This is a genomic window from Kribbella sp. WER1 (assembly GCF_054189145.1).
Genome location: NZ_CM135186.1, coordinates 4782581 through 4803996, shown reverse-complemented (window position 1 = coordinate 4803996; position 21416 = coordinate 4782581). Strand labels below are relative to the sequence as shown.

Annotated in this window: 26 protein-coding genes; 15 read left to right on the top strand and 11 right to left on the bottom strand. The window is 69.7% G+C overall.

The window, feature by feature from the left end; translation table 11 throughout:
• The first annotated feature begins 77 nt into the window (after positions 1–77).
• From ACXJJ3_RS23250 to ACXJJ3_RS23240, 3 genes are all read left to right on the top strand, one after another.
• Positions 78–695 (top strand): MarR family transcriptional regulator, encoded by a 618-nt coding sequence (locus tag ACXJJ3_RS23250; RefSeq protein WP_458163939.1) that lies wholly within the window; start codon positions 78–80, stop codon positions 693–695.
• A gap of 60 nt (positions 696–755) precedes the next feature.
• Entirely contained in the window at positions 756–1124 is a 369-nt protein-coding gene (locus tag ACXJJ3_RS23245; RefSeq protein WP_458163938.1) for a VOC family protein, read from the top strand.
• Positions 1125–1240: 116 nt separating this feature from the next.
• Positions 1241–3025: a protein-arginine deiminase family protein gene (locus ACXJJ3_RS23240; protein ID WP_458163937.1), complete on the top strand. Its 1785-nt coding sequence runs from the start codon at positions 1241–1243 to the stop codon at positions 3023–3025.
• On the opposite strand, the gene ACXJJ3_RS23235 is transcribed toward ACXJJ3_RS23240, so the two are convergent.
• On the bottom strand, positions 2976–3476 hold the full coding sequence (locus ACXJJ3_RS23235) for a GNAT family N-acetyltransferase (protein WP_458163936.1): 501 nt from the start codon (positions 3474–3476) through the stop codon (positions 2976–2978). The genes ACXJJ3_RS23240 and ACXJJ3_RS23235 overlap by 50 nt on opposite strands.
• 48 nt (positions 3477–3524) lie before the next feature.
• Here ACXJJ3_RS23235 and ACXJJ3_RS23230 point away from each other — a divergent pair, with 48 nt between their 5' ends.
• The gene (locus ACXJJ3_RS23230; RefSeq protein ID WP_458163935.1) at positions 3525–5045 is read left to right on the top strand and encodes an LCP family protein; all 1521 of its coding nucleotides are present in this window, start codon (positions 3525–3527) and stop codon (positions 5043–5045) included.
• A gap of 8 nt (positions 5046–5053) precedes the next feature.
• Here the strand turns inward: ACXJJ3_RS23230 and ACXJJ3_RS23225 are convergent, their stop codons facing one another.
• From ACXJJ3_RS23225 to ACXJJ3_RS23215, 3 genes are read right to left on the bottom strand one after another with little or no spacing between them, the layout of a single operon-like run.
• Positions 5054–5821, bottom strand: coding sequence for an SDR family NAD(P)-dependent oxidoreductase (locus ACXJJ3_RS23225; protein WP_458163934.1), 768 nt, complete (start codon positions 5819–5821; stop codon positions 5054–5056).
• Between the two features lie 50 nt (positions 5822–5871).
• A complete protein-coding gene (locus tag ACXJJ3_RS23220) occupies positions 5872–6582 on the bottom strand; it encodes a VOC family protein (protein WP_458163933.1) in 711 nt (236 codons plus the stop codon).
• Positions 6583–6586: 4 nt separating this feature from the next.
• Positions 6587–7189, bottom strand: a complete 603-nt coding sequence (locus tag ACXJJ3_RS23215) for a TetR/AcrR family transcriptional regulator (RefSeq protein ID WP_458163932.1) — start codon at positions 7187–7189, stop codon at positions 6587–6589.
• A 101-nt stretch (positions 7190–7290) separates the two neighbouring features.
• Here ACXJJ3_RS23215 and ACXJJ3_RS23210 point away from each other — a divergent pair, with 101 nt between their 5' ends.
• From ACXJJ3_RS23210 to ACXJJ3_RS23185, 6 genes are all read left to right on the top strand, one after another.
• A complete protein-coding gene (locus tag ACXJJ3_RS23210; protein ID WP_458163931.1) occupies positions 7291–8862 on the top strand; it encodes an ABC-F family ATP-binding cassette domain-containing protein in 1572 nt (523 codons plus the stop codon).
• The gene (locus ACXJJ3_RS23205; protein ID WP_458163930.1) at positions 8852–9685 is read left to right on the top strand and encodes a Vgb family protein; all 834 of its coding nucleotides are present in this window, start codon (positions 8852–8854) and stop codon (positions 9683–9685) included. The genes ACXJJ3_RS23210 and ACXJJ3_RS23205 overlap by 11 nt, the downstream gene beginning before the upstream one ends.
• Before the next feature lie 63 nt (positions 9686–9748).
• Positions 9749–10645, top strand: coding sequence for a UbiA prenyltransferase family protein (locus ACXJJ3_RS23200; RefSeq protein WP_458163929.1), 897 nt, complete (start codon positions 9749–9751; stop codon positions 10643–10645).
• 2 nt (positions 10646–10647) lie between these two features.
• Positions 10648–11601 carry a prolyl aminopeptidase gene (gene pip, locus ACXJJ3_RS23195; RefSeq protein ID WP_458163928.1) on the top strand — a complete coding sequence of 318 codons (954 nt, stop codon included), beginning with the start codon at positions 10648–10650 and terminating at the stop codon, positions 11599–11601.
• 87 nt (positions 11602–11688) lie between these two features.
• On the top strand, positions 11689–12498 hold the full coding sequence (locus tag ACXJJ3_RS23190) for a phytanoyl-CoA dioxygenase family protein (RefSeq protein WP_458163927.1): 810 nt from the start codon (positions 11689–11691) through the stop codon (positions 12496–12498).
• Positions 12499–12524: 26 nt separating this feature from the next.
• A complete protein-coding gene (locus ACXJJ3_RS23185) occupies positions 12525–12860 on the top strand; it encodes a cupin domain-containing protein (protein WP_458163926.1) in 336 nt (111 codons plus the stop codon).
• A gap of 161 nt (positions 12861–13021) precedes the next feature.
• Here the strand turns inward: ACXJJ3_RS23185 and ACXJJ3_RS23180 are convergent, their stop codons facing one another.
• Together ACXJJ3_RS23180 and ACXJJ3_RS23175 are read right to left on the bottom strand one after the other, a co-directional pair.
• Positions 13022–13606 (bottom strand): YdeI/OmpD-associated family protein, encoded by a 585-nt coding sequence (locus ACXJJ3_RS23180; protein ID WP_458163925.1) that lies wholly within the window; start codon positions 13604–13606, stop codon positions 13022–13024.
• Entirely contained in the window at positions 13603–14568 is a 966-nt protein-coding gene (locus tag ACXJJ3_RS23175; RefSeq protein ID WP_458163924.1) for a helix-turn-helix transcriptional regulator, read from the bottom strand. The genes ACXJJ3_RS23180 and ACXJJ3_RS23175 overlap by 4 nt, the downstream gene beginning before the upstream one ends.
• Positions 14569–14715: 147 nt before the next feature.
• Here ACXJJ3_RS23175 and ACXJJ3_RS23170 point away from each other — a divergent pair, with 147 nt between their 5' ends.
• Positions 14716–15162 (top strand): hypothetical protein, encoded by a 447-nt coding sequence (locus tag ACXJJ3_RS23170; protein ID WP_458163923.1) that lies wholly within the window; start codon positions 14716–14718, stop codon positions 15160–15162.
• A 158-nt stretch (positions 15163–15320) separates the two neighbouring features.
• On the top strand, positions 15321–15737 hold the full coding sequence (locus ACXJJ3_RS23165; protein ID WP_458163922.1) for a hypothetical protein: 417 nt from the start codon (positions 15321–15323) through the stop codon (positions 15735–15737).
• A 134-nt stretch (positions 15738–15871) separates the two neighbouring features.
• Here ACXJJ3_RS23165 and ACXJJ3_RS23160 read toward each other — a convergent pair whose 3' ends face one another.
• Complete coding sequence (locus ACXJJ3_RS23160) at positions 15872–16699, bottom strand: NAD(P)H-binding protein (protein WP_458163921.1); 828 nt, start codon at positions 16697–16699, stop codon at positions 15872–15874.
• A gap of 91 nt (positions 16700–16790) precedes the next feature.
• Between ACXJJ3_RS23160 and ACXJJ3_RS23155 the strand changes: the two genes are divergently transcribed.
• Complete coding sequence (locus ACXJJ3_RS23155) at positions 16791–17723, top strand: AraC family transcriptional regulator (protein WP_458163920.1); 933 nt, start codon at positions 16791–16793, stop codon at positions 17721–17723.
• A gap of 39 nt (positions 17724–17762) precedes the next feature.
• Positions 17763–18296 (top strand): putative immunity protein, encoded by a 534-nt coding sequence (locus tag ACXJJ3_RS23150; protein ID WP_458163919.1) that lies wholly within the window; start codon positions 17763–17765, stop codon positions 18294–18296.
• Here the strand turns inward: ACXJJ3_RS23150 and ACXJJ3_RS23145 are convergent.
• The 3 genes from ACXJJ3_RS23145 to ACXJJ3_RS23135 form a co-directional block, all read right to left on the bottom strand.
• A complete protein-coding gene (locus ACXJJ3_RS23145; RefSeq protein ID WP_458163918.1) occupies positions 18274–18963 on the bottom strand; it encodes a dienelactone hydrolase family protein in 690 nt (229 codons plus the stop codon). The genes ACXJJ3_RS23150 and ACXJJ3_RS23145 overlap by 23 nt on opposite strands.
• 108 nt (positions 18964–19071) lie before the next feature.
• Entirely contained in the window at positions 19072–19452 is a 381-nt protein-coding gene (locus tag ACXJJ3_RS23140; RefSeq protein WP_458163917.1) for a pyridoxamine 5'-phosphate oxidase family protein, read from the bottom strand.
• A 12-nt stretch (positions 19453–19464) separates the two neighbouring features.
• Entirely contained in the window at positions 19465–20055 is a 591-nt protein-coding gene (locus ACXJJ3_RS23135) for a dihydrofolate reductase family protein (RefSeq protein ID WP_458163916.1), read from the bottom strand.
• An 84-nt stretch (positions 20056–20139) separates the two neighbouring features.
• On the opposite strand from ACXJJ3_RS23135, the gene ACXJJ3_RS23130 reads away from it, so the two are divergent.
• Positions 20140–20601 (top strand): winged helix-turn-helix transcriptional regulator, encoded by a 462-nt coding sequence (locus ACXJJ3_RS23130; protein ID WP_458163915.1) that lies wholly within the window; start codon positions 20140–20142, stop codon positions 20599–20601.
• Here the strand turns inward: ACXJJ3_RS23130 and ACXJJ3_RS23125 are convergent.
• A complete protein-coding gene (locus ACXJJ3_RS23125) occupies positions 20582–21406 on the bottom strand; it encodes a phosphotransferase enzyme family protein (protein WP_458163914.1) in 825 nt (274 codons plus the stop codon). The two genes, ACXJJ3_RS23130 and ACXJJ3_RS23125, sit on opposite strands and share 20 nt — an antisense overlap.
• Positions 21407–21416: the final 10 nt, after the last annotated feature.

Genomic DNA, 21416 nt, shown 5'->3' with positions numbered 1-21416 from the left:
GCAACGTCATGAGATTCACAGTGTTTCCTCAGGAAAGACACGCCGAAGCTGTCGGAACGGCTCCGTACGCTGGAGGCGTGACCATCGAAGACGCTGGTATCAGGCCGCTGACGGACGCTGTCGAAGAACCTGTCGTGGCGAAGGCGCTCGTCGTCCCGGAGCGGGTGATCGGCGGCGTCGTACCGTCCCCGGTCCGGCCGGGGCCGGCGGGGATCGCCGCGGTCCAGACGGAGCACCTGATCAGCGACGTCGGCGACGCGCTGCGGCTGCTGGACGCGGTCGAGCGGGTCCGGGGGCATGCGCATCCGTTGATCCTCGGCCTGCAGGAGGCGGTCGGGATCAAGATGCCGGCCGCGCTGGTGCTGAGCGCGATCGCGAACGGCCGGACGACCCCGGACGAGGTCTCGCAGCAGGTCGGCATCACGCCGGGCGAGGCGGAGCTGGCGATCGCCGACCTGGAAGCCCTCGGCATGGTCCGGACCACGCCGACACTGGCCGTCACCGGGATGGGCCAGGCGCGACTCTCCCAGCTCGACGGCCTCACCGTCCGCGTCCTCGACGTCGTCACCGGCATCCTCGGCCCGACCGACGCCGCCCACCTGGTCCGCCTACTGCACACCGTCGCCGACGGCCTCGAGTCCGCCTCGGTCGCAGCTGCCGTCAATCCACAGCATCAGGTGGTTTCCCATAACTAGTGTCGAAAACGGCTTGGTGGTAACGACGTAGCTGATGTCGAGTGACTAGGAGGGCATCAGATGCTTCAGGACAGCAAGGCGTTCAGTGGGTTCTCGGTGGACGACATCCCGCGGGCCCAGGAGTTCTACACGAAGACGTTGGGGCTCGACGTCGGTGAAGAGCACGGGATGTTGCAGCTGCGGACCGGTGGCGGCAACACGGTGCTGGTGTATCCGAAGGACAACCACGTGCCGGCGGAGTTCACCGTGCTCAACTTCCCGGTGCCGGACATCGAGGAGACCGTGCGGGCGCTGACCGCGCTCGGCGTCACGTTCGAGCGGTACAACGAGGCCCAGGACGAGCTCGGGATCAACCGTGGCGGCGGACCGTTGATTGCCTGGTTCAAGGATCCGGCGGGCAACATCCTCTCGATCCTCCAGCAGGACTGACCCCGTTCATCCCTTCTCCGTCCACGGGTGGAGAAGGGATTCTCCATCTCCCCAGCCGGGCGACCGCTGGGTAGTTTCATCGAAGAAGCACACCTGTATCAAATAAGGAGCCTTCGATGAAACGCTGGATCGCAGGCGTCAGCAGCCTGCTCGCGGCCACCGCCTGGGGTACGGCACCGCTGTCGACGCCGGCACCGCGACTGACCGCCGACGTCAACCGGGACGGCCTGCTCACGCAGGCGGACGACGCCGGCAAGACCACCTGGACCGACGCCCGCGGCGCGATCTTCCTGCCGAACCTGGACGACGACGAACACCGCTGTACGGTCGATCCCGCCGACCTGGACGCGCCCGGCCGCGCGGTCGACGACAAGCTTGCCGCCTGCAACGATGCGGCCGACGACCGGATCAACGGCCCACGCGACGCGGCCGACCTCGCGCCGCTGTCGATCGATGCCGAGCGCAACCTGTCCGACGACGCCACCGGCACCGTCACGATCACCCCGGCCGACAAGGCCCGCGTCTTCGCGAACGGCGGCCCGGTCGGCACTCTCACCGCGAAGGATCTGCGACACGGCGTACGCCTGCTGCTCGAGGGACGCGACATCGTCCGCGACCCGAAGGTCTGGGACGGTCGGATCACGGTCACGCTGTCGGTCACGGATCGCGGACACACCGGCACGGACGCCGTGCGGATGCGGGTCGCGCCGCTGATGCTGCAGAACGATCTGCAACCCGCGCAGACGGTCCTGGCCGCGAAACCGAGCACCGGGCAGGGCTGGTGGGGCGGGACCCCGCCGTACCAGCAAGGCGCGCCGGGCGAGTGGCCCGCCTTCGCGGCGACGTTGCGCAAGGCAACCAAAGTCCGGTTCCTGCAGGGGACGCCGAACGGCTGGAAAGACATGTGGCTGCAGGACTCGTTCGAACCGGCGACCGCGAGCATGCCGGCGGTCGGTGGTCCGCACACGATGCGCATCCTGATCCGCTCCGGCAACGTCTGGGACCTACCGGCCGCGGACACCCCGCGCCCATCCGGCCGGCTGCTGTACCGCGACCTCCGCGGACCCGATGTCGGCGTCGTCCAACAGCTCGGCGACAAGGCGTCGCCAGGCCTCGACGACCTGCTGAACATGGGCGGCAACATCGAGTCGCTCCCGCCGTACGCCGGTTATCCGCACGGCCGGATCGTGTACGGATCGGGCGCGCGGCACCCCGACGCCGGGTTCATCACGATGGTGACGGGCCAGGGGTACCAGCCGCCGGTCGTCGTCGACACCTCCTGGCTGATGATCGGGCACGCGGACGAGACGACCCACGTCGTCCGTGCGAACAACGCCCGCGGCTGGACGCTCGCCGTCGCCGACCCACGGCTCGCCGCCCGGCTGTTGCGGGACGTGCAACGACACCACGGCGGCTCGGCGCGACTGTTCGCGGACACCGGCTCGAAGTACAAGCCGACGGTCGACGAGCTGCTCCGCGGCGGCCTGCCCGGCAACGAGGAAGCGGCCGAGCACATCGACGACCAGCTGAAGGTCCTGCTGAAGGCGACCGGGCTCAAGGCCGGCGAGCTGGTCCGGCTGCCGGTGCTCTTCGACAAGGTGCCCGGCTACGGGTTGCTGAAGGCGCTGAGCCCCGGCATCACGAACGGCCTGTCGATCACCGATCGCTCGTTCGCCGCCCCGGACCCGCACGGCCCGCGACTGCACGGTCAGGACGTGTTCAAGCAGGTCACGGAGCGCGCGCTGGCCGGCAACGGCGTCCGGGTGCGCTGGGTCGAGGACTTCTTCTGGGCACACCTCGGCGGCGGCGAGGTGCACTGCTCGACGAACGCGCTCCGCGACACCAGCCGCGCTACGCCGTGGTGGTCCGGAAACGCAACGTCGGGTACGTCGTCTCGATGAACCCGAGCCCGCGGTAGAGGTCGATGCCGTCGTCGGTCGCATGCAGCTCGATCTGACCGACGGCGGTCTCGTCCCGGAACCAGTCCACCAGCGCCGCCACGCACGCCTTCGCCAGACCGCGGCGCCGGAAGTCCGGGTGCGTACTGACGTTGTACAGATGCCCGCGGACGGTCGACGCGTCCCGCGGGCCTGGCGGATGCGCGTGCACGTTCCCGGCCGCACCGGCGACGACGCCCGCGTTCGAGTCCTCGACGACGTACGCCGCGAACGTCTCCGGCGAGGCCAGCTGCCCGGCGAACCACTCGCGCGCCTCGATCCGCCACGGCGCGTCCGGCCCGCCGACGTCGGCGCCCATCGCGGACAGCATCAACGCACGCAACTCGACCAGCGACCCCGCGTCGTTCGCACCTGCCCGGCGGACCAGCGGCTGTTGTGTCTGACTTTCGTTCACTTTATCGATCATGCCAACTTTTTGCGGAGTCAGTGAATCGTAGGTGATATGGCCCAGACCAGAGCCCCGCGCGCCGCCCGCGCACGTCGTGCCGGACCACGCCGACCGACCGGGATCGGGGCCCTGGCAATCGCCGTCCTCGGGATCCTCATCCCAGGGACCGCGTACCTGGTCGCACGGCGGACCAAGCTCGGTACGGCGGTGACGCTGGCGAGCCTCACGCTGTACGGCGCGGCGGCGTACGTCGGGCTCCGGCAGCGCGACGCGGTGATCTCGTGGGCGCTGGATCCGGCCGTGCTGCTCTGGATGGTCGTCGGCCTGGCCACGGTCGGGCTCGCGTGGGTCGTCGTGCTGGTCACGTCGTACAAGATGCTCCGCCCGCTGACCGCCGGGCCGGCGTCCCGGACGCTCGGGTCGCTCGTGATCGGCGCGCTGTGCTTCTCGCTGGCGGTCGGTACGGCGAGCGGCGCGCAGACGCTGATGGCGCAACGCGAACTGGTCACGAAGGTGTTCGCCGGCTCGGAGACGAAGAGCCAGACGCGGCCGACGATCATCCCGAAGAAGGACATCTGGGAACAGCTGCCGCGGCTGAACGTACTGCTGCTCGGAGCGGACGACGGCGCCGACCGGGACGGTGTCCGGACCGACTCGGTGATGGTCGCGAGCATCGACACCAAGACCGGCAACACGTCGCTGATCTCGCTGACCCGGAATTTCATGCGGATGCCGTTCCCGGCCGGTACGGCGCTGTACAAGAAGTTCCCGAGCGGGTTCTGGGATCCGAACGGGCCGGCCGAGCAGCCCGAGTTCTACTTGGATGCGATGTACCGCAACATCCCGAAGCAGTGGCCCGAGCTGATCGGCGCGTCGGACAACCCGGGTGCCGACGTACTCAAGCTGTCCGTCGGCGAGGCGCTCGGGCTGCAGATCCACTACTACGTGCAGATCAACCTGGCCGGATTCGCGAAGCTGGTGGACGCGCTCGGCGGGATCACCGTGAACGTCAACTACCCGGTCCCGGTCGGCGGCAACGACGACAAGAAGATTCCACCCAGCCGGTACCTCGCGCCCGGGCCGAACCGGCAGCTCAACGGCACCGACGCGCTGTGGTTCGCGCGCGGGCGGTACGGGCTGCAGACCGGCGACCTGGCGCGGCAGGCGCGGCAGCACTGCACGTTCAAGGCGATCGTCGACCAGGCGACCCCGCAGAACGTGCTCGCCAACTACTCGGAGATCGCGCAGGCCGGCGAGCAGCTGATCCGCACCGACATCCCGCAGAACCTGCTGAAGGCGCTGGTCCCGCTCGGTCAGCGGGTGAAGGCCGGGAAGATCGCGAACGTCGACCTGGACAAGAAGAAGAACTTCCCGAACGGCCGGAACCCGAACTACGCGGCGATGCGCGCGCTGGTGGCGCAGGCGATCAACCCGGTCCGCGGTACCAAGCCCGTACCGCGCCGTACCACCACCGTGCCGCCGGCCACCGCGACCCAGCCGAAGGTCACCACCAAACCCGACGACAGCGGCGACCTCACGTCGGCCTGCGCCTACAACCCGGGCGCGACCGGCTAGGACCCGCCCTAGGCGTAGCGGATGCCGAGGCCGCCGTCGACGGCCCAGTTGGCGCCGGTGACGAAGGAGGCCGCGTCGGAGGCGAGGAAGCAGACCACCTCGGCGACGTTCTCCGGGGTGCCGATCCGGCCGAGCGGGTGCACACCGAGGGCCTTCTCGCGTTCGCCCGGGATCGTGTCGAAGAACTCCTCGAGCAGGTCGGTGGCGATGTAGCCGGGGCTGACCGCGTTCACCCGGACGTTGTGCGGCGCGACGTCGAGCGCGAGCGACCGGGTCATCCCGACCAGGCCGGACTTCGCGGCGGCGTACGGGAACATACCGGCCTGGGTGAGCTTGGAGTGGATCGACGCGATGTTCACGATCGCGCCGCGCTTGGCGTCGATCATCGGCTGCAGGACCTGCCGGGACATCAGGAACGCGCCCTTCAGGTCGACGTCGAACACGTCGTCCCATTCGGACACCGACATCCGGGCCGGGTCGGCGTACGAGTTCTTGCCGGCGTTGTTGACCAGCACGGTGACCGGTCCGCCGAGGTCCTCGGTGAGCTTGCCGACCGCCTGCCGGACCGACACCTCGTCGGTGATGTCACCGACCGCGGCGGCCACCTTCGCACCGGCCTCGGCCAGCTCCGCGGTGGTCGCGGTCAGCTCGTCCGCGAGGATGTCGACCAGCCCGACCGCGGCACCTTCCGCCGCCGCCTTCACCGCGACCGCCCGTCCGATTCCCCGCGCGGCCCCGGTCACCAACACGACCTCGTTCGCCAACCGACCAGTCACAAACGTCTCCCTCAACTAGGCGTCGAGGACGACCCTAGTCGGGGCGGGCTTCAGGCCGGCGGGGTGATCAGGATGCAGAACTCGTTGCCGTCCGGGTCGGCCATCGGGATCGCGGCGGCGCCTTCCTGGCCGCTCTCCAGCCGGGTCGCGCCGAGCGCCACCAGCCGCGCGGCCTCGGCCTCGGGGTCGCCGTCCGCTACCAGGTCCAGGTGCAGCCGGTTCTTCGGCGCCTTCGGGGCCACCTCCCCGCCGCCCCAGCTGATCTTCGGTCCGCCCGACGGTGCCTGGATCGCGGTCTCCTCGTCCTGGTCCCAGACCAGCGGCCAGTCGAGCGCCTTGCTCCAGAAGTACCCGACCGCCTCGGAGCCGTCGGACGTCAGGCACCCGACGAACGCGGTGTCCTTGAGGAAGTTGTTCCCGGCCTCGATCACGCAGAACTCGTTGCCCTCCGGGTCCCCGAGGACGATGTGCCCCTCCTCGCCGGTCTGGCCGATGTCGATGTGCCGGCCGCCGAGCTCGAGCGCCCGGGCGACGCTCTGCTGCTGCTCCTCCGGCGTCTGGCTGGTCAGGTCGAAGTGCGCCTGGTTCTGCCGGTCCTTGACGACGTCGCTCGGCAGGAACCGCAGCCGGAACCCGGTGTTGTCCTTCGGCAGCAGCTCGTTCCCCTCAGCCGGCTCGAACCCGAGCATGCCGGCCCAGAACCGCGCGAGCCGGGCTGGATCCTTTGCATCGATCGAGAGCGCGTAGAGAGAGGTAGCCATATCGTCACGGTAGGTCGGCGTCACGCGCGGTCGCAAAGGCTTTTGCGGCCGTCCGGGCGTGGTGATCGGCCTTCGCGCGCGACATCGGCTGCCGGAGCAACACGAGCTGGTGATAGAGCGGAGCGGTCGCGGTGAGCAGGAGCTGATGGGCGTCGACTCCGGCTTCAATCTCGCCCCGTTCGACGGCTCGACGGACGAGCAGGGCGGTGCGCGCATAGCGGTCCTTCCAGAAGCGGGTCAGTGCCTCGGCGGCTTCCGGCGTACGGAACGAGGCGGCGATCACCGCCTGGGTGACCGACGGGCGGGCGGTCAGCGCGGCGTGGATCTCGCGGTTGACGGCGATCAGGTCGCCCTCGAGCGATCCGGTGTCGGCGGGCGTCCACGCGTCGTCGGCGCCGGCTTCGAGCAGGTCGACGAGCAACCCGGGCACGGTCTTCCAGCGGCGGTAGAGCGTGGTGCGATGGACGCCGGAGCGTACGGCGACCGCGTCGATCGTGAGCCCGTCGTACCCGTGCTCGGCCAGCTCGGCCTCCACGGCCGCGAGCACGTCGGCGCGCACCCGGGCAGTCCGTCCTCCCGGCCTGGTTGCGCGAACGTCGTCGGTCATGCCATCATCTTAACGCAACATTCGTCGCCTTAGGGAGTAGCCAGTGATCTTCTGACCCGCCGTTCGCCATCACGAACCCGCGAGAGGTCAGGAGGATCCTCATGTCTACCCAGCTGTCCCTGCACGACGTTTCCAAGTCCTACGACCACCGTCTGGTGCTCGACCGGATCAGCTGCGCCTTCCCGCCCGGCCAGGTCAGCGGCCTGATCGGCGAGAACGGCTCCGGCAAGTCGACGCTGCTGCGGATCCTGGCCGGTCTGGAGCCGGCCACCGACGGTACGCCGACCGTTGCCGGAAGCATCGGTTTCCTTGCCCAGGACAACCCGTTGCCGCTGCACCTCGACGTACGGGCGCTCGCCGATCACGCACTCGCGGACCTGCGCCGGATCGAGACCCGGCTGCGCGAACTCGAAGCGCACCTGGCCGAGGGGCAGGACGTGTTGACCGAGTACGGCGAGCTGCAGACCGCCTTCGAGATCCGCGAGGGGTACGACGCGGACGCCCGGTTCGCCCGCGCGACGTACGGGCTGGGGCTGTCCACACTGCCCGGTGACCGCCGGCTGTCCGAGCTGTCCGGCGGTGAACTCGCGCGGCTGCACCTGGCCGCCGTGCTCGCGTCGTCGCCGGAGATCCTGCTGCTCGACGAGCCGACGAACCACCTCGACGTGTCGGCCGCGGCCTGGCTGGAGGACCACCTGCGGTCCCGGCGCGGTACGACGGTGGTCGTCTCGCACGACCGGGCGTTCCTGGAGCGGGTCGCGTCCACGCTGTTCGAGGTGGACGGCGACACGCACCGGATGACGCGGTACGGCAACGGTTTCCAGGGTTACCTGCACGAGAAGGCCGCCGAACGGGCGCGGCTCGAACAGGCCCGGCAGCAGTGGGAGGACGACGTCGCGGAGGCGCGGGCGCAGGTCCGGACGACGGCCGACCGGGTCGCGTACGGGCGGCCGATGAAGGACAACAACAAGGTCGCGTACGACCGGGCGACCGGCCGGGTCAACGAGGCCGAGCGGAGCAAGATCCGGAACGCGAAGGAACACCTGCGCCGGCTGGAGGAGAACCCGGCGGCCGTTCCGGCGAAGCCGCTCCGGTTCACCGCCTCGATCCGTACGACGGGTGCGGCGGCCGGGCTGGAGGCGGTCGGCGTCGCGGTCACGGACCGGCTGCGGCCGACGTCACTCGACGTACCCCCGGGTGGCCGGCTGCTGATCACCGGGCCGAACGGTGCCGGCAAGTCGACCTTGCTGGACGTGCTCGCGGGCGCACTGCCGCCGGACACCGGGTACGTCGAGCGCCGCGGGCGGATCGGGTACCTCCAGCAGGACGTGGACGAGGCGCAACCGGACTTGACGCTGCGCCAGGCGCTCGCGCGGCAGCCGGGCGCGGCCGGGCTCGGGCTGTTCCGCCAGGAGCAGCTCGGGACTCGGGTCGGCGCGTTGTCCACAGGTCAACGCCGACGGCTCGCGCTGGCCCGGGTGCTGACAACGCCGTATGACGTATTGCTGCTGGACGAGCCGACGAACCACCTGTCGCTCGTCCTGGTGGAGGAGCTGGAGGCCGCATTGGACGGCTACCTGGGCGCGCTCGTGGTCGTGAGCCACGACCGCCGCTTCGCATCCCACTGGCGCGGAGCTGTGCTTGAAATAGAGGAGGCCAGTTGTGTCTGTTGAACATGCAGTTGACGGTGCTCCGTACGGCGTGGTCGCGGCCGGCGGCGAGGTGTGGACGACGCTCGTCCACACCGGGCAGGTCGCGACCGTTTCCGGGCGGGTGTTCGACTTGGAAGCCCCCGAGTCCCGCCCGAGCGTGATCGTCGACGGGCCGGACGACGCGGTCTGGTTCACCCGGAACGGCGACGACCGGGTCGGGCGGATCGGGTACGACGGCACCGTGTCGGCGGTCGAGGTCGCGGGCGCGCCGTACGGGCTGTGCGTCGGACCGGACGGGGCGTTGTGGTGCACGTTGATGAGCGCCGACGCGATCGGGCGGATCACCCTCGACGGCGAGGTAACGACGTACCCGATCGGGACGACGGGGGCCTTCCCTGCGATGATCACGACGTACGCCGGGGACCTGTGGTTCACGCTCAATCAGACGAACGCGATCGGGCGGATGAGCACGGCCGGGGAGGTCACCACCTATCCCCTGCCGACGGACGGCGCCGGGCCGGTCGGGATCGGCGCGGGGCCGGACGGTGTCTGGTTCACCGAGCTGCCGGCGGATCGGGTCGGCCGGATCGACGCGGACGGGAAGGTCGAGGAGTTCGCGGTACCGGCCGGGTCGAAACCCCATGCGGTGGCGGCGACGGCGGACGGGTGCTGGGTCACGTTGTGGGCGGCGTCGGCCGTGGTCCACCTCGATGCCCAGGGCAACATCATCGCCGAAGTGAGGTTTGCCGAAGACGCCGAGCCGCACGGGGTGTTCGCGGCCGGCGGGGACGTGTGGGTCGCACTCGAGAAGGGTTCGGTGGCTCACATCCCGCCGCGCGGGTGAGCAGGTTCACTCGATGGAGGGAGGACGCGGTGCACCGCGGAGGTGGACAGTGGAGCTGTGCGCATGGACGTGCAGGTACGGGGACCGCGGGTTCGTGATGTGGTCGCGGTCGGCCGGCCCGCGTTCTGGGTGGTGTCGATCGTCCCTTACTACACAGGGATCCTGCTCGCGACGCACCGGCTGATCCCGCCCGTCGCGGAGTGGCCGCGGCTGATCGTCGGTGCGGTCGTGATGGGTCCGCTGGTGTGGCTCGCGGTCCTCGCGGTCAACGATGCCTACGACCTGCCCAGCGATCGGCTCAACCCGCGCAAGGCGAAGTCGCCGCTGCTGGATGGGCGGGTCACGCTCCGGACGGCGCTGCGGCTCGCGTTCGCGGCCGGGGTGGCGGCGGTCGGGTTGAGCCTGCTCGTTGGGGTCGTGTTCGCGCTGGGTGTGCTGCTCGCCGTACTGCTCGGGTACGCGTACTCGGTGCCGCCCGTCCGGTTGAAGACCCGCGCCGGCTTCGACGTCGCCGTGAACGCGCTCGCGCTCGGCGCCTTCGGACCGCTCGCCGGCTGGGCCGCGATCAACCCCGACCTCAGCGACTTCCCCTGGCTGATCGGCCTCCAGGGCACGCTCGCCGCCGTCGGCCTCTACCTCCCCACCACCCTCGCCGATCTCGACGCGGACCGCGCCGCGGGCTACCACACGATCGCCGTCCGCTTCGGCGCCCGCACGACGTACCGCCTCGCCTACACCGCGTGGATCGCCGCCGCCACCCTGTCGGTCGTCCTCGCCGCCACCGACACGATCATCCCGCGGACGATGCTCCCCCTCGAACTGATCACGGTCCCCGTCCTGGTCGCGGCGTATCCGAAACTCATCGGCCCCCACCAGTCCTTCAAGGGCATCATCGTCCTGGCCACCCTGTTCCTCCTCCCCTGCGCCGCCTTCGCCCTCACCTACACAGGAGTTCTCTGACCATGTACCCAGCGATCGAGCCGTATGCCCAGGGCCTGCTCGACGTCGGCGACGGGCATCACGTGTACTGGGAGACCTGCGGCAACCCTGACGGGAAGCCGGCTCTGGTGGTGCACGGTGGACCGGGGTCCGGCGCCGGTTCCTGGTGGCGGCGGTACTTCGATCCTGTTGAGTACAAGGTGGTTCTCGTCGATCAGCGGAACTGCGGGCGCAGTACGCCGGATGCCGCCGAGCCGGAGGTGGATCTGTCGGCGAACACGACGGCGCAGCTGATCGCGGACTTCGAGCAGCTGCGGCAGCTGCTCGGGATCGAGCGGTGGTTGCTGCTGGGCGCGTCCTGGGGCGCGACGCTCGGCCTCGCGTACGCCGAGCAGCATCCCGAGGTGATCTCGGAGGTCGTGCTGTTCAGTGTCACCAACACGACCCGGCGAGAGGTCGAGTGGATCACCCGTGACATGGGGCGGATCTTCCCGGAGGAGTGGGCGCGGTTCCGGGACGGCGTACCGGAGGAGGAGCGGGACGGGAATCTCGCCCTCGTCTACAGCCGCCTCCTGCACGACACCGATCCAGCCGTCCGGGAGAAGGCCGCGCGCGACTGGTGCGACTGGGAGGACACGCATGTACGGACGCATCCGGGCTGGCGGCCGGATCCGCGGTACGACGACCCGGCGGTGCGGCTTCGGCTTGCGCGGCTTGTCACGCACTACTGGGGACATGCCGCCTGGCTGGACGAGGACGTGCTGGTTCGTGACGCGGGCAAGCTCGCGGGCATTCCCGGTGTCCTGATCCACGGGCGGCTCGACATCAGCAGCCCGGCGGATGTCGCGTGGCGGATGGCTCAGGCCTGGCCGGGGGCCGAGTTGCACCTGGTCGAACAGGAGGGGCACGGTGCCGGCAGGCGGTCCACGCAGGAGCTGATCCTCGCCGCGCTGGACCGGTTTGCTTTACGGACCTGACCGGTTTTGCATGTGCACGTGCACGCCGGGCAAAGATTTGATCACTGATCTTTACAGCCGTCAAAGGTGCGGGAACTCTTGTCTCCCATGACTCTGACCCGCCCGGAGCTCGAGACCGACTACGCCCTCAGCCGGTCCGCCGCCGCCCACTTCGCCGAGTACGGATTCGTGAAGCTGAAGAACGTGCTCAGCGCCGAGACGATCGCGGAGTACGAGCCGGAGATCACCGGCAAGGTGATCGAGCTGAACACGCAGCATCTGCCGTTGGAGGAGCGCGACACCTACGGGAAGGCGTTCCTGCAGGTGTCGAACCTGTGGCAGGACAGCGAGCGGGTGCTCGAGTTCGTGTCGTCGCCGCGGCTGGCGCGGATCGCGGCGCAGTTGCTCGGGGTGCAGTCGGTGCGGCTGTACCACGATCAGGCGCTGTACAAGGAGTCCGGCGGCGGCGTCACCCCGTGGCACGCGGACCAGTACTACTGGCCGTTCGCGACCGACCGCTGCGTGACGGTCTGGGTGCCGCTGCAGGACACCCCGATGGAGATGGGGCCGCTGTCGTTCGCGGCCGGCAGTCAGGCGTTCGAGTTCGGGCGGGATCTGCCGATCAGCGACGAGTCCGAGCGGGTCCTGCAGGAGGCGCTGGCCGCGCAGGACTTCGCCGAGGTGTCGGAGCCGTACGAGCTCGGCGAGGTCAGCTACCACCTCGGCTGGACGTTCCACCACGCGCCGCCGAACACCACCGACATCCCGCGCCGGGTGATGACGGTCATCTACGTCGACGCCGCGATGGAGATCTCCGAGCCGGTGAACGCGAACCAGGTCGCCGACCTGGCCACCTGGATGCCGGGCGACCAGCCGGGCGAGACCATCTCGTCGCCGCTGAACCCGATCCTCTACTGATGTCTGTACCTATTAGTATGTACGGCATGACTGAAGACATCAGCCGTGTCGTCGTCCTCGATCAGCAACTGCCGGCGGCGCTCCCGGTCCAGCGCGTCGAGGTCCGCCGGATCACCATCGCGCCGCACACCGCGCTCGGTGCGCACGTCCACAACGGTCCGGTGTTCGGGAACATCCTGTCCGGGTCGGCGATCTACCAGCAGGACGCCGACGACGAGCCGCAGATCCTGCACCCGGGCGACGTGTTCTACGAGCCGGCCGTCGACCGGATCAGCCGGTTCGACACCGCCGACGAGGGCGTCACGTTCATCGCCTACTTCCCGCTCACCGCGGGGCAGGAGGCGACGCTCGACCTCGTCTAGGTGGCGTCTGGTGATTCCGCGCCGTAGCGAGGAGGTGCCCGGTGCGGTAGCTCGGCGTGCGGGGGCGAAGGTCTCGATGCGGAGCATCGTGGCCTTTGCACCCGTGCGGCGAGATGCCGTGCCGGGTGCCCCGCAGTAGGCGGGGAATCACCAGACGCCACCTACAGCGTCCGCTTCTGCGGGTAGATGGTCTCGCCGCGGGCCAGTTGTTCGACGTACTGCGTGATGCGTTTCGTCCTGGTCTCGGGGCGTTTCGCGTCGTTCACCCGGAAGATCACCGCGAACCGGTTCGCGCTGGTCAGGATCTCGAACATCGCCTGCGCCCGCGGCTCCGCGGCCAGCGCCGCCGCCAGATCGTCCGGGACCTCACGGACACTCGCCCCGCTGTACGCCTTGTCCCATCGCCCGTCCGACTTGGCCCGCTCGACCTCGGCCCAGCCGGCGTCGTGCATCCGTCCCTCCTGGTCGAGGCGCGCGATCAGGTCGACGTTCCGCTGCGACCACATGCTGCGGGCGCGGCGCGGCGTGTACCGCTGGATGAACGTCTGGTCGTCTCGCCCGCGGCGTTGCCCGTCGATCCACCCGTGGCACAACGCCTCTTCGAGCGCCTCGTCGTACGTCAGGCTCGTCGGTGTCGTCACGTTCTTCTTCGCGAGCACGAGCCAGACGCCGTCCGGTTCGCGGTGGTTCGCGCGCAACCAGTCACGCCACGCGGCCGCATCCACGACGATCAGTTCCGCACTCACGACGACGCCTCCTGGTAACGAGCCGCGAGGTGTATCGCGGCATCCTTCAACTCCCGCGGGCCGATGAACTCCAGATCGCACTCGAACATCCCGAACGTCGCGGCCAGCCCGGTCCACGACCACCCGCTGAGCGCGAGCCGGCAACTCGTCGGCGACAGCTCCTCGACGACCGCGCCGTACCCGGCCCACTGCGCGATGTCCGACGCCTTCGCCTGCAGGATCGCCTCGCCCCGGCACGGGCTCTTGTCCTGCCCGCGGAACCGGCTCGAGATGTACGTCGCGATGTCCGGCGCGGGCAGTTCGCGCGGCGTGAACCGCGGACCGGTCGGCGTCTTCGGCGTCATCCGGTCGACCCGGAACGTCCGCCAGTCGCCGCGATCCAGGTCCCAGCCGACGAGGTACCACCGGCCGCCCCAGGTCACCAGGTGGTGCGGCTCGACCTTCCGCGGCGGCACCCACTCGCCCTCGGGCGCACCGGGCGCGGCGTAGTCGAAGCGCAGTACCTCCTGCGCGCGGACGGCCATCCCGATCGCGATCAGCAGATCCGAGTCGACCGTCGTACGACGGTGTGCGTACCGGTCGACCGTGGTGACCTGCAGCGCGTCGACCCGCTGCCGCAACCGCGCCGGCATCACCTGACGGACCGTGGCCAGCGCCCGCAGTGCGCCCTCCTCGATCCCGGTGACCGTGGTCGTTGCCGTCTGCAACGCCACCGCGACCGCGATCGCCTGGTCGTCGTCGAACAGCAGCGGCGGCAGCTCGGCGCCCGCGTCCAGCCGGTACCCGCCGTCGGGACCCTTGGTCGCGCGGACCGGGTACCCGAGGTCGCGCAGCCGATCGACGTCGCGGCGTACCGTCCGCGGGCTCACTTCGAGCCGGGAGGCGAGCAGGGCGCCGGGCCAGTCGCGCCGGGCCTGCAGCAGCGACAGCAGCGCGAGGAGGCGGGCGGAGGTTTCGGCCATGCCCTCAGACTGCCACGGGTAGCGGCCAGATTCTGTCCGCTACCGGCAGGTGACCCAATTGAGCCACTGTCGCCACTGCGCCGTTCCGGCCCCGAAATCTCACCTACGGTAGCGCACAGATCACCCACCGCCCCCAAAGGAGATCCGATGAGGCCCCGCCCCGCCTTGATCGTCGCGCTGACCTCGCTCGCCGCCGCTGCCCTGGCCGGCTCCCACGCCGCCGCGGCACCTGCTCCGGCCGCGGCAACCGATGCCACCGTCGTGGACGTCGACCTGCCCGCGATGGGCGCGAACCCGAACAAGAAGGACCTGTTCGTCGAGATGGACTACATGTCCGGCCGGCTCGCCAGTACGGCGGCCCTGGACCGGATCGTGCAGGTCTTCGCGACCGCGCCGGTGAGCAACCCGGACGGCAGCACCGGCATCACGATCCACCTCGACGCCGGCGGCGCCCGCGGCGCGAAGTACGACCTGGGCGGCGGCAACGAGGTCACGTACGACGACGACCTGAACCCGTCGGCAACCCAGACGAACGCGATCAAGGCGGCGAACTTCGCGACTGCCCGGAAGGCCGCCAAATTCCAATTGAGCTAGCCGCTACATGCTCTGGGGCGACAGCTACGACGGCGGCTGCAGCAGCGGGCAGGCGTTCAACATCCCAAACCCCACCAAATACAACGAGAGGGCACAACCTCGGGCTGCAGCACGGCGGCGCCGACGGGCTGAACTACAAGCCGAACTACCTGAGCGTGATGAACTACTCGTTCCAGCTCGGCGGCGTCCTCAAGGCCGACGGCACCAAGTACTGGGGCTACTCGAACGTCCAGCCGACGTCGATCAACGAGGCGCGACCGGACGAGACCGTCGGCCTCGGCAGCCTCGGCGCCGGGTACAAGACCAGCTGGAAATGCCCGGACGGCAAGACCCGAACCACGACCGGCGCCGCGAACCAGCCGATCGACTGGAACTGCGATGGTGACACCAACGACACCACGACGGCCGCGGACATCAACGGCGACAAGACCACGTCGGTACTGATTGCCCAGAACAACTGGGCGAACATCGTCTTCGGCGGCGGCGCGGTCGGCGGCGGCACCCAGCCGCGCGCGAAGACCCCGGCGTCCGAGCTCCGCGAACTAACCCACGAGGAAGCACTGGCTCTCCGCTGAACGCGGTCCGCCTCCCCGCACCTCAGGTGGGCGGGGAGGCGGACCGCCAGGCCATCACAATCCGCCCGCCCACGGCGGGCTGAGCGTGCGACCGCCGGACGCACGTCAGTTGTGGAGTGCTGGGCGTCCGCGTCTCACCACACTCCGGTCTTGGCGGTCTCCCGGGCCCAGTCGGTGAAGTCGCGGGCCGGGCGGCCGAGGACGCGTTCGACGCCGTCCGACACGTACTCCGAGCGGTGGTTGCGGATCACCGCGAACAGGTCGCGCACGGCCTCGGCGTCCTCGCGCGGGAGCCCGTGGCCGAGCAGCTCGGCGACGTGCGTCTCCGGGGCGAGGTCGACGTACTCGATCGGTCGGCCGGTCGCGGTCGTCAGTTCCGCGGCGATGTCGGTCATCGTCAGGACGCGCGGCCCGGAGATCGGGAGTACCTGGCCGACGTACTTGTCGTCGAGCAGCGCGGTCGTCATCACGTCGCCGACGTCGTCGGTGTCGATCCACGCCTCGCCGCCAGTGCCCGCGGACAACCTGATCTGCCCGGCGAGTACGTCGTACCGGAAGAAGTCCTCGCTGAAACCCTGCGCGAACCAGGCCGGCTGCACGATCGTCCAGGCCAGGCCGCTCGCCTGTACGACGCTCTCCAGCTCGAGCTGGCCGTCGTACACGGCGAAGTCCCGCCCCGGGCTGCCGACGCCGCGGCCGGACAGCAGCACCACGCGCCGCAGCCCGTTCGCCTGCTGGATAAACTTGCCGGCCTGCGCCAGCCCGGTCGGCCCGACCGGCGGCGCGAGGTACGCCGTCGTCGTACCGCGGACCGCGTCCGCCCAGGTGCTCTCGTCGTACCAGTCGAACCGCGGCTCGCTGGACCGCGACGCCAGCCGGTACGGGATGCCGCGCGCGTCGAGCTGGGCCGCGACGCGACGGCCGGTCTTGCCTTTGCCGCTGAGGATCAGAATCGGTGTCATGGCTTCATTCCACTGGCTCTGGATGAGACAAACCATGGCTGTCTGCCGCAATTGGATGTTCCAGGCGCTCATCCTGGCCTAGGCTCGGAGCATGGACGTACTCGACGAGCTGCTCACCGGGACGCGCGCACAGGACGGCGTGTTCAACATGACGATCCTGGATCTGCCGTGGGCGCTGGAGATCCGCGACGAGGCGCCGCTCGCGTTGGCGACGATCGTCCGCGGATCCGGCTGGATCACCCGGCCCGGGACCGAGCCGCAGCGGATGGCGCAGGGCGACGTCGCGATCGTCACCGGCCCGGAGCCGTACGTCGTCGGCGACACCGTCCAGACCGCGCCGGTACTGCGGATCCACCCCGGCGGGATCTGCGAAAGGTTGCCCGGGGCACCGGTCGACTACTCGGCGCAGCTCGGCGTCCGGACGTTCGGCGGCCGCAAGTCCGGGGAGATCATGGTTGCCAGCGGCACCTATTCGGTCGCGGGCGACGTCAGCCGGCGGCTGGTGACCGCGCTGCCCTCGGTGCTCGTCGTACCGGCGGCCGAGGTGGCGGGGGCGGTGATGGAGATGATCACCAGCGAGATCCAGCGGGATGTTCCCGGGCAGCAGACGGTGCTCGATCGGTGGCTCGACCTCGCGTTGATCACCACGTTGCGGGCGTGGTTCGCGCGGCCGGAGTCGCATGCGCCCGGGTGGTACCAGGCGCAGACCGATCCGGTGGCCGGCTCGGCGTTGCGGCTGCTGCACGAGGATCCGGCGTACCCGTGGAACGTCACCGAACTCGCGGAGCGGGTCGGGGTGTCGCGGGCGTCGCTCGCGCGGCGATTCACGGCCGTCGTGGGTGAGGCGCCGATGAGCTACCTGACCGGGTGGCGGATCACGCTCGCGGCCGACCAGCTGCGGTCGACCCGGGACACGGTCGAGACGATCGCCCGGCGGGTGGGGTACGCGAATGCGTTCGCGTTGAGCGTCGCGTTCAAGCGTGTCCGTGGAATCACGCCGACGGACCATCGCCGGGCGGCCTGAAAGTCTCAACCGCCGAGTTCAACGATACGGTTGAGGCTCATGGATCATCCCGAAATCCCTTTGAGTCTTGACGAGTTGCGACAGCTGAGCCGGTGGACGGCGGACTGCGCGGAGCGGGCGCTGCCGGTGTTCGAGGCGGCGGCGCCGGGTGATCGGCGCGCGCGGGAGGCGATCGAGGCCGTCCGGGAGTTCGGTGCCGGAGGCAAGCGTACGAAGGCCATCCGCACCGCGGCCTTCGCAGCCCTCAAGGCGGCCGGGTCCCTCGAGCCGGCGGGAGCGGCGGCGGCTCGGGCGGCGGTCGGGGCGGCGGGGTCGGCGTACCTGCATCCGTTTGCGGCGGCCACGCAGGTGAAGCACATCGTCGGGGCGGCGCAGTACGCGGCGTACGCGCAAGAGCTCGCCACCGGTGATCCGGCCGCCGCCGACGCCGTGATCGCGTGGGCGGTCGAGCACGTACCGGACACCGTCCGCGAGGTGATCGCGCGCTACCCCGAAGGCACACCCGGCCGCGGCTGCCTCGGCGAGCTGCACCGCGCGGCGGAGTCCGCGCTCAGGCGACCGTCGACTTCATGAACGCAAGCGCCTGCGGCCACGCCAGCCGGAACGCGTCCGCGTTCACGTCCCTCCCGTGCCGCGACTTGTCCGAGAACCCGTGGTCCGCCCCCGGGAAGTACTGCGCGAACGTCGCCCCGACGGTCCGCGCCTGCAGCACGGTCTGCAACGTCTCGAAGTCCGCATTCGGTACAGCGGCATCCGCGCCCGGGTAACTCACCAGCACCGGCGCCGTGATCCCGGCCGCCTCGGCGATCGCGTCGTACGCGTGATGCGCCGGCCGCTCCGACGGCACCGTCGGGTGGAACGCGACCACATTCGCAACCCGCCGATCCCGCGCCCCGAGCAGTAAGGCGAACCGCCCACCCAAGCACCACCCGATCACCCCGACCGTGCTGCACCCGAGCTCACCGAACATGTAGTCCAGCAACTCCCCCTGCTCCGCCAACGCCGCGTCGTCGTCCATCCCCCGCAACATCCCACTCAACTCCTCGCGAGTGGCGTTGTCCGTACTCCGCCCCTTGAACGGATCCCACGCCAACGCGGTAATCCCTTCCCCGGCAAGCTCGTCGGCCCACTCCCGAAGCTGCTCGCCGATCCCCGTGATCATCGGCAGCAGCAACATCCCCGCCCGCCCGACCCGCGCCAGGTAAGCGCCCTGCTCCCCAACCGCCACAGTCACACCCATACGCAGATCCTAATGAAACCGCCGGGTCGCGCCCGCACACCTGTCGCGACCGGCCTGGGGAGGATCTTGTGCCGATCCGGGCGGAAATCCTCCCCAACCTGGGCGGCGCTAGACGCCTACGGTTTGGTGGTCGGGGTCGATTACGCCGATTACCCGGTCGAGGTCGCGGGAGTAGGGCTGGCCGATGTACTTCAGCGCGATCTTGTCCACCAGCTCCCATCCGCGGTCGCCGTCGATCCACTCGACGACACGCCCCCGGACGATGACCGGCTCGTACGGGTTGTCGACGGGAGCCAGCGAGAGCGCGACGCGCGGGTCGCGGCGGAGGTTGTGGGCCTTCTGGGAGGTCGGCCCGGTGAGGAAGATGATCTTGTCGTCGAGGGTACTGACCCACAGCGGGATCGAGTGCGGCGAGCCGTCGGGCAGGACGGTGGCCAGGTGGGCGATCGACGTGCTGTCGACGGCGGCGCGTACGGCGGGCTTCAACATGACGGTGCTCCTTCAGCGAACGATCTCGTAGTGCAGGTGGGTGACGCCGGGCGCCGGGACGGCCTCGACGAGGTTCAGGCGGATGTGGTCCGGCAACTCCTGGAAGAACGGTCGTCCGCCGCCGAGCAGCACCGGGACCTGATGCAGGATCAGCTCGTCGACGAGCCCGGCGCGCAGTGCCGACGTGACGACCCCACCGCCCATCAGCCCGACGTCCATCCCGGCGGCCAGGTCGCGCGCAGCACCAACGGCTTCCTTGATCGTGTGCGCGAGCGTCTGCCGCTCGCTGATCTCGGCGACCGACCCATGACTGAGCACGACCAGCGATGCCTTCGGATGCGGGCTGTTGCCGCCGAAGTGGCCGGAGTCGTCGTACGTCTTGCGCCCGGCGATGACCGCGCCGACCCGACCGGCCACAGTGTCGAACACCCGCGCACTCGGCGCGCTGAGCTTGAACCCGTCGAACGCCCGGCTCGGGGTGTCGCCGTCGAAATACCAGTCGAACAGCATCGGCGCGTCGCCGAGGCCGTGGTCCGGGCCGGAGTCGCGGCCGCTGATGTATCCGTCGACCGAGACCGCCAGCGCGGCGAGGACCTTGCTCATCGTGTCGCCTTCCGTTCGGAGTTCCTTGAAGGAACGCTACATGCTTAAGTTCCTTAAGGGAACCCCAACGGCTAGACTGATTCCATGCAGCGAACGGACTTCGGTGAGATGGCGTGCTCGATCGCGCGCACGCTGGACGTGATCGGCGAGCCGTGGTCGCCGCTGATCCTGCGCGACATCTGGGTCGGCCTCGCCCGATTCGAGCAACTCCAGGCGGACCTCGGGATCTCCCGCAAGGTGCTCACCGAGCGGCTCAACCACCTGGTCGACCGCGACGTGATCGAGCGCCGGCCGTACGACCAGCGGCCGCGGTACGAGTACGTGCTGACCACCAAGGGCCGCGAGCTGGTCGACGTCCTGATGGTGATGGTTGCCTGGGGCGACAAATGGCTGGCCGGTACGGCGGGCCCGCCGGTGCTGTACCGGCACCACGCGTGCGGCGAGATCAGCCATGTCGACCTGACCTGCGCGCACTGCGGCAAGCCGATGCACGCGGACGACATCGACGTACTTCCCGGGCCGGGCGCTAGCCGCAGTACCGCCTGAAGATCTCGAGGTCGCTGTCGACGCGGGCGATCCGGTCGAAGCCCCAGGTGTCGACGCCGGGCCGGTCGACGTCGTTCATCACCCGCGCGGCCAGGTCCCGCAGCCCACGGGCGAGCAGCGCGAACTCGAGGTGATCGGCGTCCAGGTCGCGGGCGCCGTACTCGTCGAGGAACTCCTCGAGCGGCTCACCGTCCGCGGCCACCCACAGGTCGTACTCGCGCGGCCCGACGACGGCGTTCTCCCAGTCGAGAATCGCCACCACGTCGCTGTCCGACCCGATCAGCACGTTCAGCCCGTGGAAGTCGGTGTGGCACACGACCTCCGGTACAGGCGCCAGCCGCGCCCGTACGTCGTCCAGCCGCGCGATCGCCGCACGCACCGCGTCCGCGCGATCCACGACCCACGGGTGCTGCAAATACCGCATCAGGTTGTGGATCTGCGGCTCACTGACATCAGAAGGCGGAAGCGTGACCCGCAACGGCGCCTCGTGCACCCGGCGCAACGCGCGCGCAACGACCCGCCAGTCGGCCCACGTCGCCGTACGTCCTTGGATATAAGGAAAGACGGCGTACGCACGGGAACCGCTCAGCGCGGACAGCTCGCCGTCGACCGTACGCAGCGGCTCGACGACCGGGAGCCCGAGCGCGCGCAACTCCCCCAGCTGCGCCAGGCCCACTGGCTCCGCGCCGTCCTGCCAGCGCTTCACGAACCAGCGGCGGTCCGCCACCCAGCCCTCGGTGGCGAATCCGCCGGGGTGCGGCGCGAGCTCGGTGACGGTCAGTCCGTAGTCGCGTGCGAGGTCCACGCCTGCATCA

What these genes read in the sequence shown, in the direction of transcription:
- ACXJJ3_RS23245 (WP_458163938.1), top strand. Translation starts at nt 756, where the DNA reads ATGCTTCAGGACAGCAAGGCGTTCAGTGGGTTCTCGGTGGACGACATC.
- ACXJJ3_RS23240 (WP_458163937.1), top strand. Translation starts at nt 1,241, where the DNA reads ATGAAACGCTGGATCGCAGGCGTCAGCAGCCTGCTCGCGGCCACCGCC.
- ACXJJ3_RS23230 (WP_458163935.1), top strand. Translation starts at nt 3,525, where the DNA reads ATGGCCCAGACCAGAGCCCCGCGCGCCGCCCGCGCACGTCGTGCCGGA.
- ACXJJ3_RS23220 (WP_458163933.1), bottom strand. Translation starts at nt 6,582, where the DNA reads ATGGCTACCTCTCTCTACGCGCTCTCGATCGATGCAAAGGATCCAGCC.
- ACXJJ3_RS23215 (WP_458163932.1), bottom strand. Translation starts at nt 7,189, where the DNA reads ATGACCGACGACGTTCGCGCAACCAGGCCGGGAGGACGGACTGCCCGG.
- ACXJJ3_RS23210 (WP_458163931.1), top strand. Translation starts at nt 7,291, where the DNA reads ATGTCTACCCAGCTGTCCCTGCACGACGTTTCCAAGTCCTACGACCAC.
- ACXJJ3_RS23200 (WP_458163929.1), top strand. Translation starts at nt 9,749, where the DNA reads ATGGACGTGCAGGTACGGGGACCGCGGGTTCGTGATGTGGTCGCGGTC.
- pip (WP_458163928.1), top strand. Translation starts at nt 10,648, where the DNA reads ATGTACCCAGCGATCGAGCCGTATGCCCAGGGCCTGCTCGACGTCGGC.
- ACXJJ3_RS23190 (WP_458163927.1), top strand. Translation starts at nt 11,689, where the DNA reads ATGACTCTGACCCGCCCGGAGCTCGAGACCGACTACGCCCTCAGCCGG.
- ACXJJ3_RS23185 (WP_458163926.1), top strand. Translation starts at nt 12,525, where the DNA reads ATGACTGAAGACATCAGCCGTGTCGTCGTCCTCGATCAGCAACTGCCG.
- ACXJJ3_RS23175 (WP_458163924.1), bottom strand. Translation starts at nt 14,568, where the DNA reads ATGGCCGAAACCTCCGCCCGCCTCCTCGCGCTGCTGTCGCTGCTGCAG.
- ACXJJ3_RS23170 (WP_458163923.1), top strand. Translation starts at nt 14,716, where the DNA reads ATGAGGCCCCGCCCCGCCTTGATCGTCGCGCTGACCTCGCTCGCCGCC.
- ACXJJ3_RS23165 (WP_458163922.1), top strand. Translation starts at nt 15,321, where the DNA reads ATGAACTACTCGTTCCAGCTCGGCGGCGTCCTCAAGGCCGACGGCACC.
- ACXJJ3_RS23160 (WP_458163921.1), bottom strand. Translation starts at nt 16,699, where the DNA reads ATGACACCGATTCTGATCCTCAGCGGCAAAGGCAAGACCGGCCGTCGC.
- ACXJJ3_RS23155 (WP_458163920.1), top strand. Translation starts at nt 16,791, where the DNA reads ATGGACGTACTCGACGAGCTGCTCACCGGGACGCGCGCACAGGACGGC.
- ACXJJ3_RS23150 (WP_458163919.1), top strand. Translation starts at nt 17,763, where the DNA reads ATGGATCATCCCGAAATCCCTTTGAGTCTTGACGAGTTGCGACAGCTG.
- ACXJJ3_RS23145 (WP_458163918.1), bottom strand. Translation starts at nt 18,963, where the DNA reads ATGGGTGTGACTGTGGCGGTTGGGGAGCAGGGCGCTTACCTGGCGCGG.
- ACXJJ3_RS23140 (WP_458163917.1), bottom strand. Translation starts at nt 19,452, where the DNA reads ATGTTGAAGCCCGCCGTACGCGCCGCCGTCGACAGCACGTCGATCGCC.
- ACXJJ3_RS23135 (WP_458163916.1), bottom strand. Translation starts at nt 20,055, where the DNA reads ATGAGCAAGGTCCTCGCCGCGCTGGCGGTCTCGGTCGACGGATACATC.
- ACXJJ3_RS23130 (WP_458163915.1), top strand. Translation starts at nt 20,140, where the DNA reads ATGCAGCGAACGGACTTCGGTGAGATGGCGTGCTCGATCGCGCGCACG.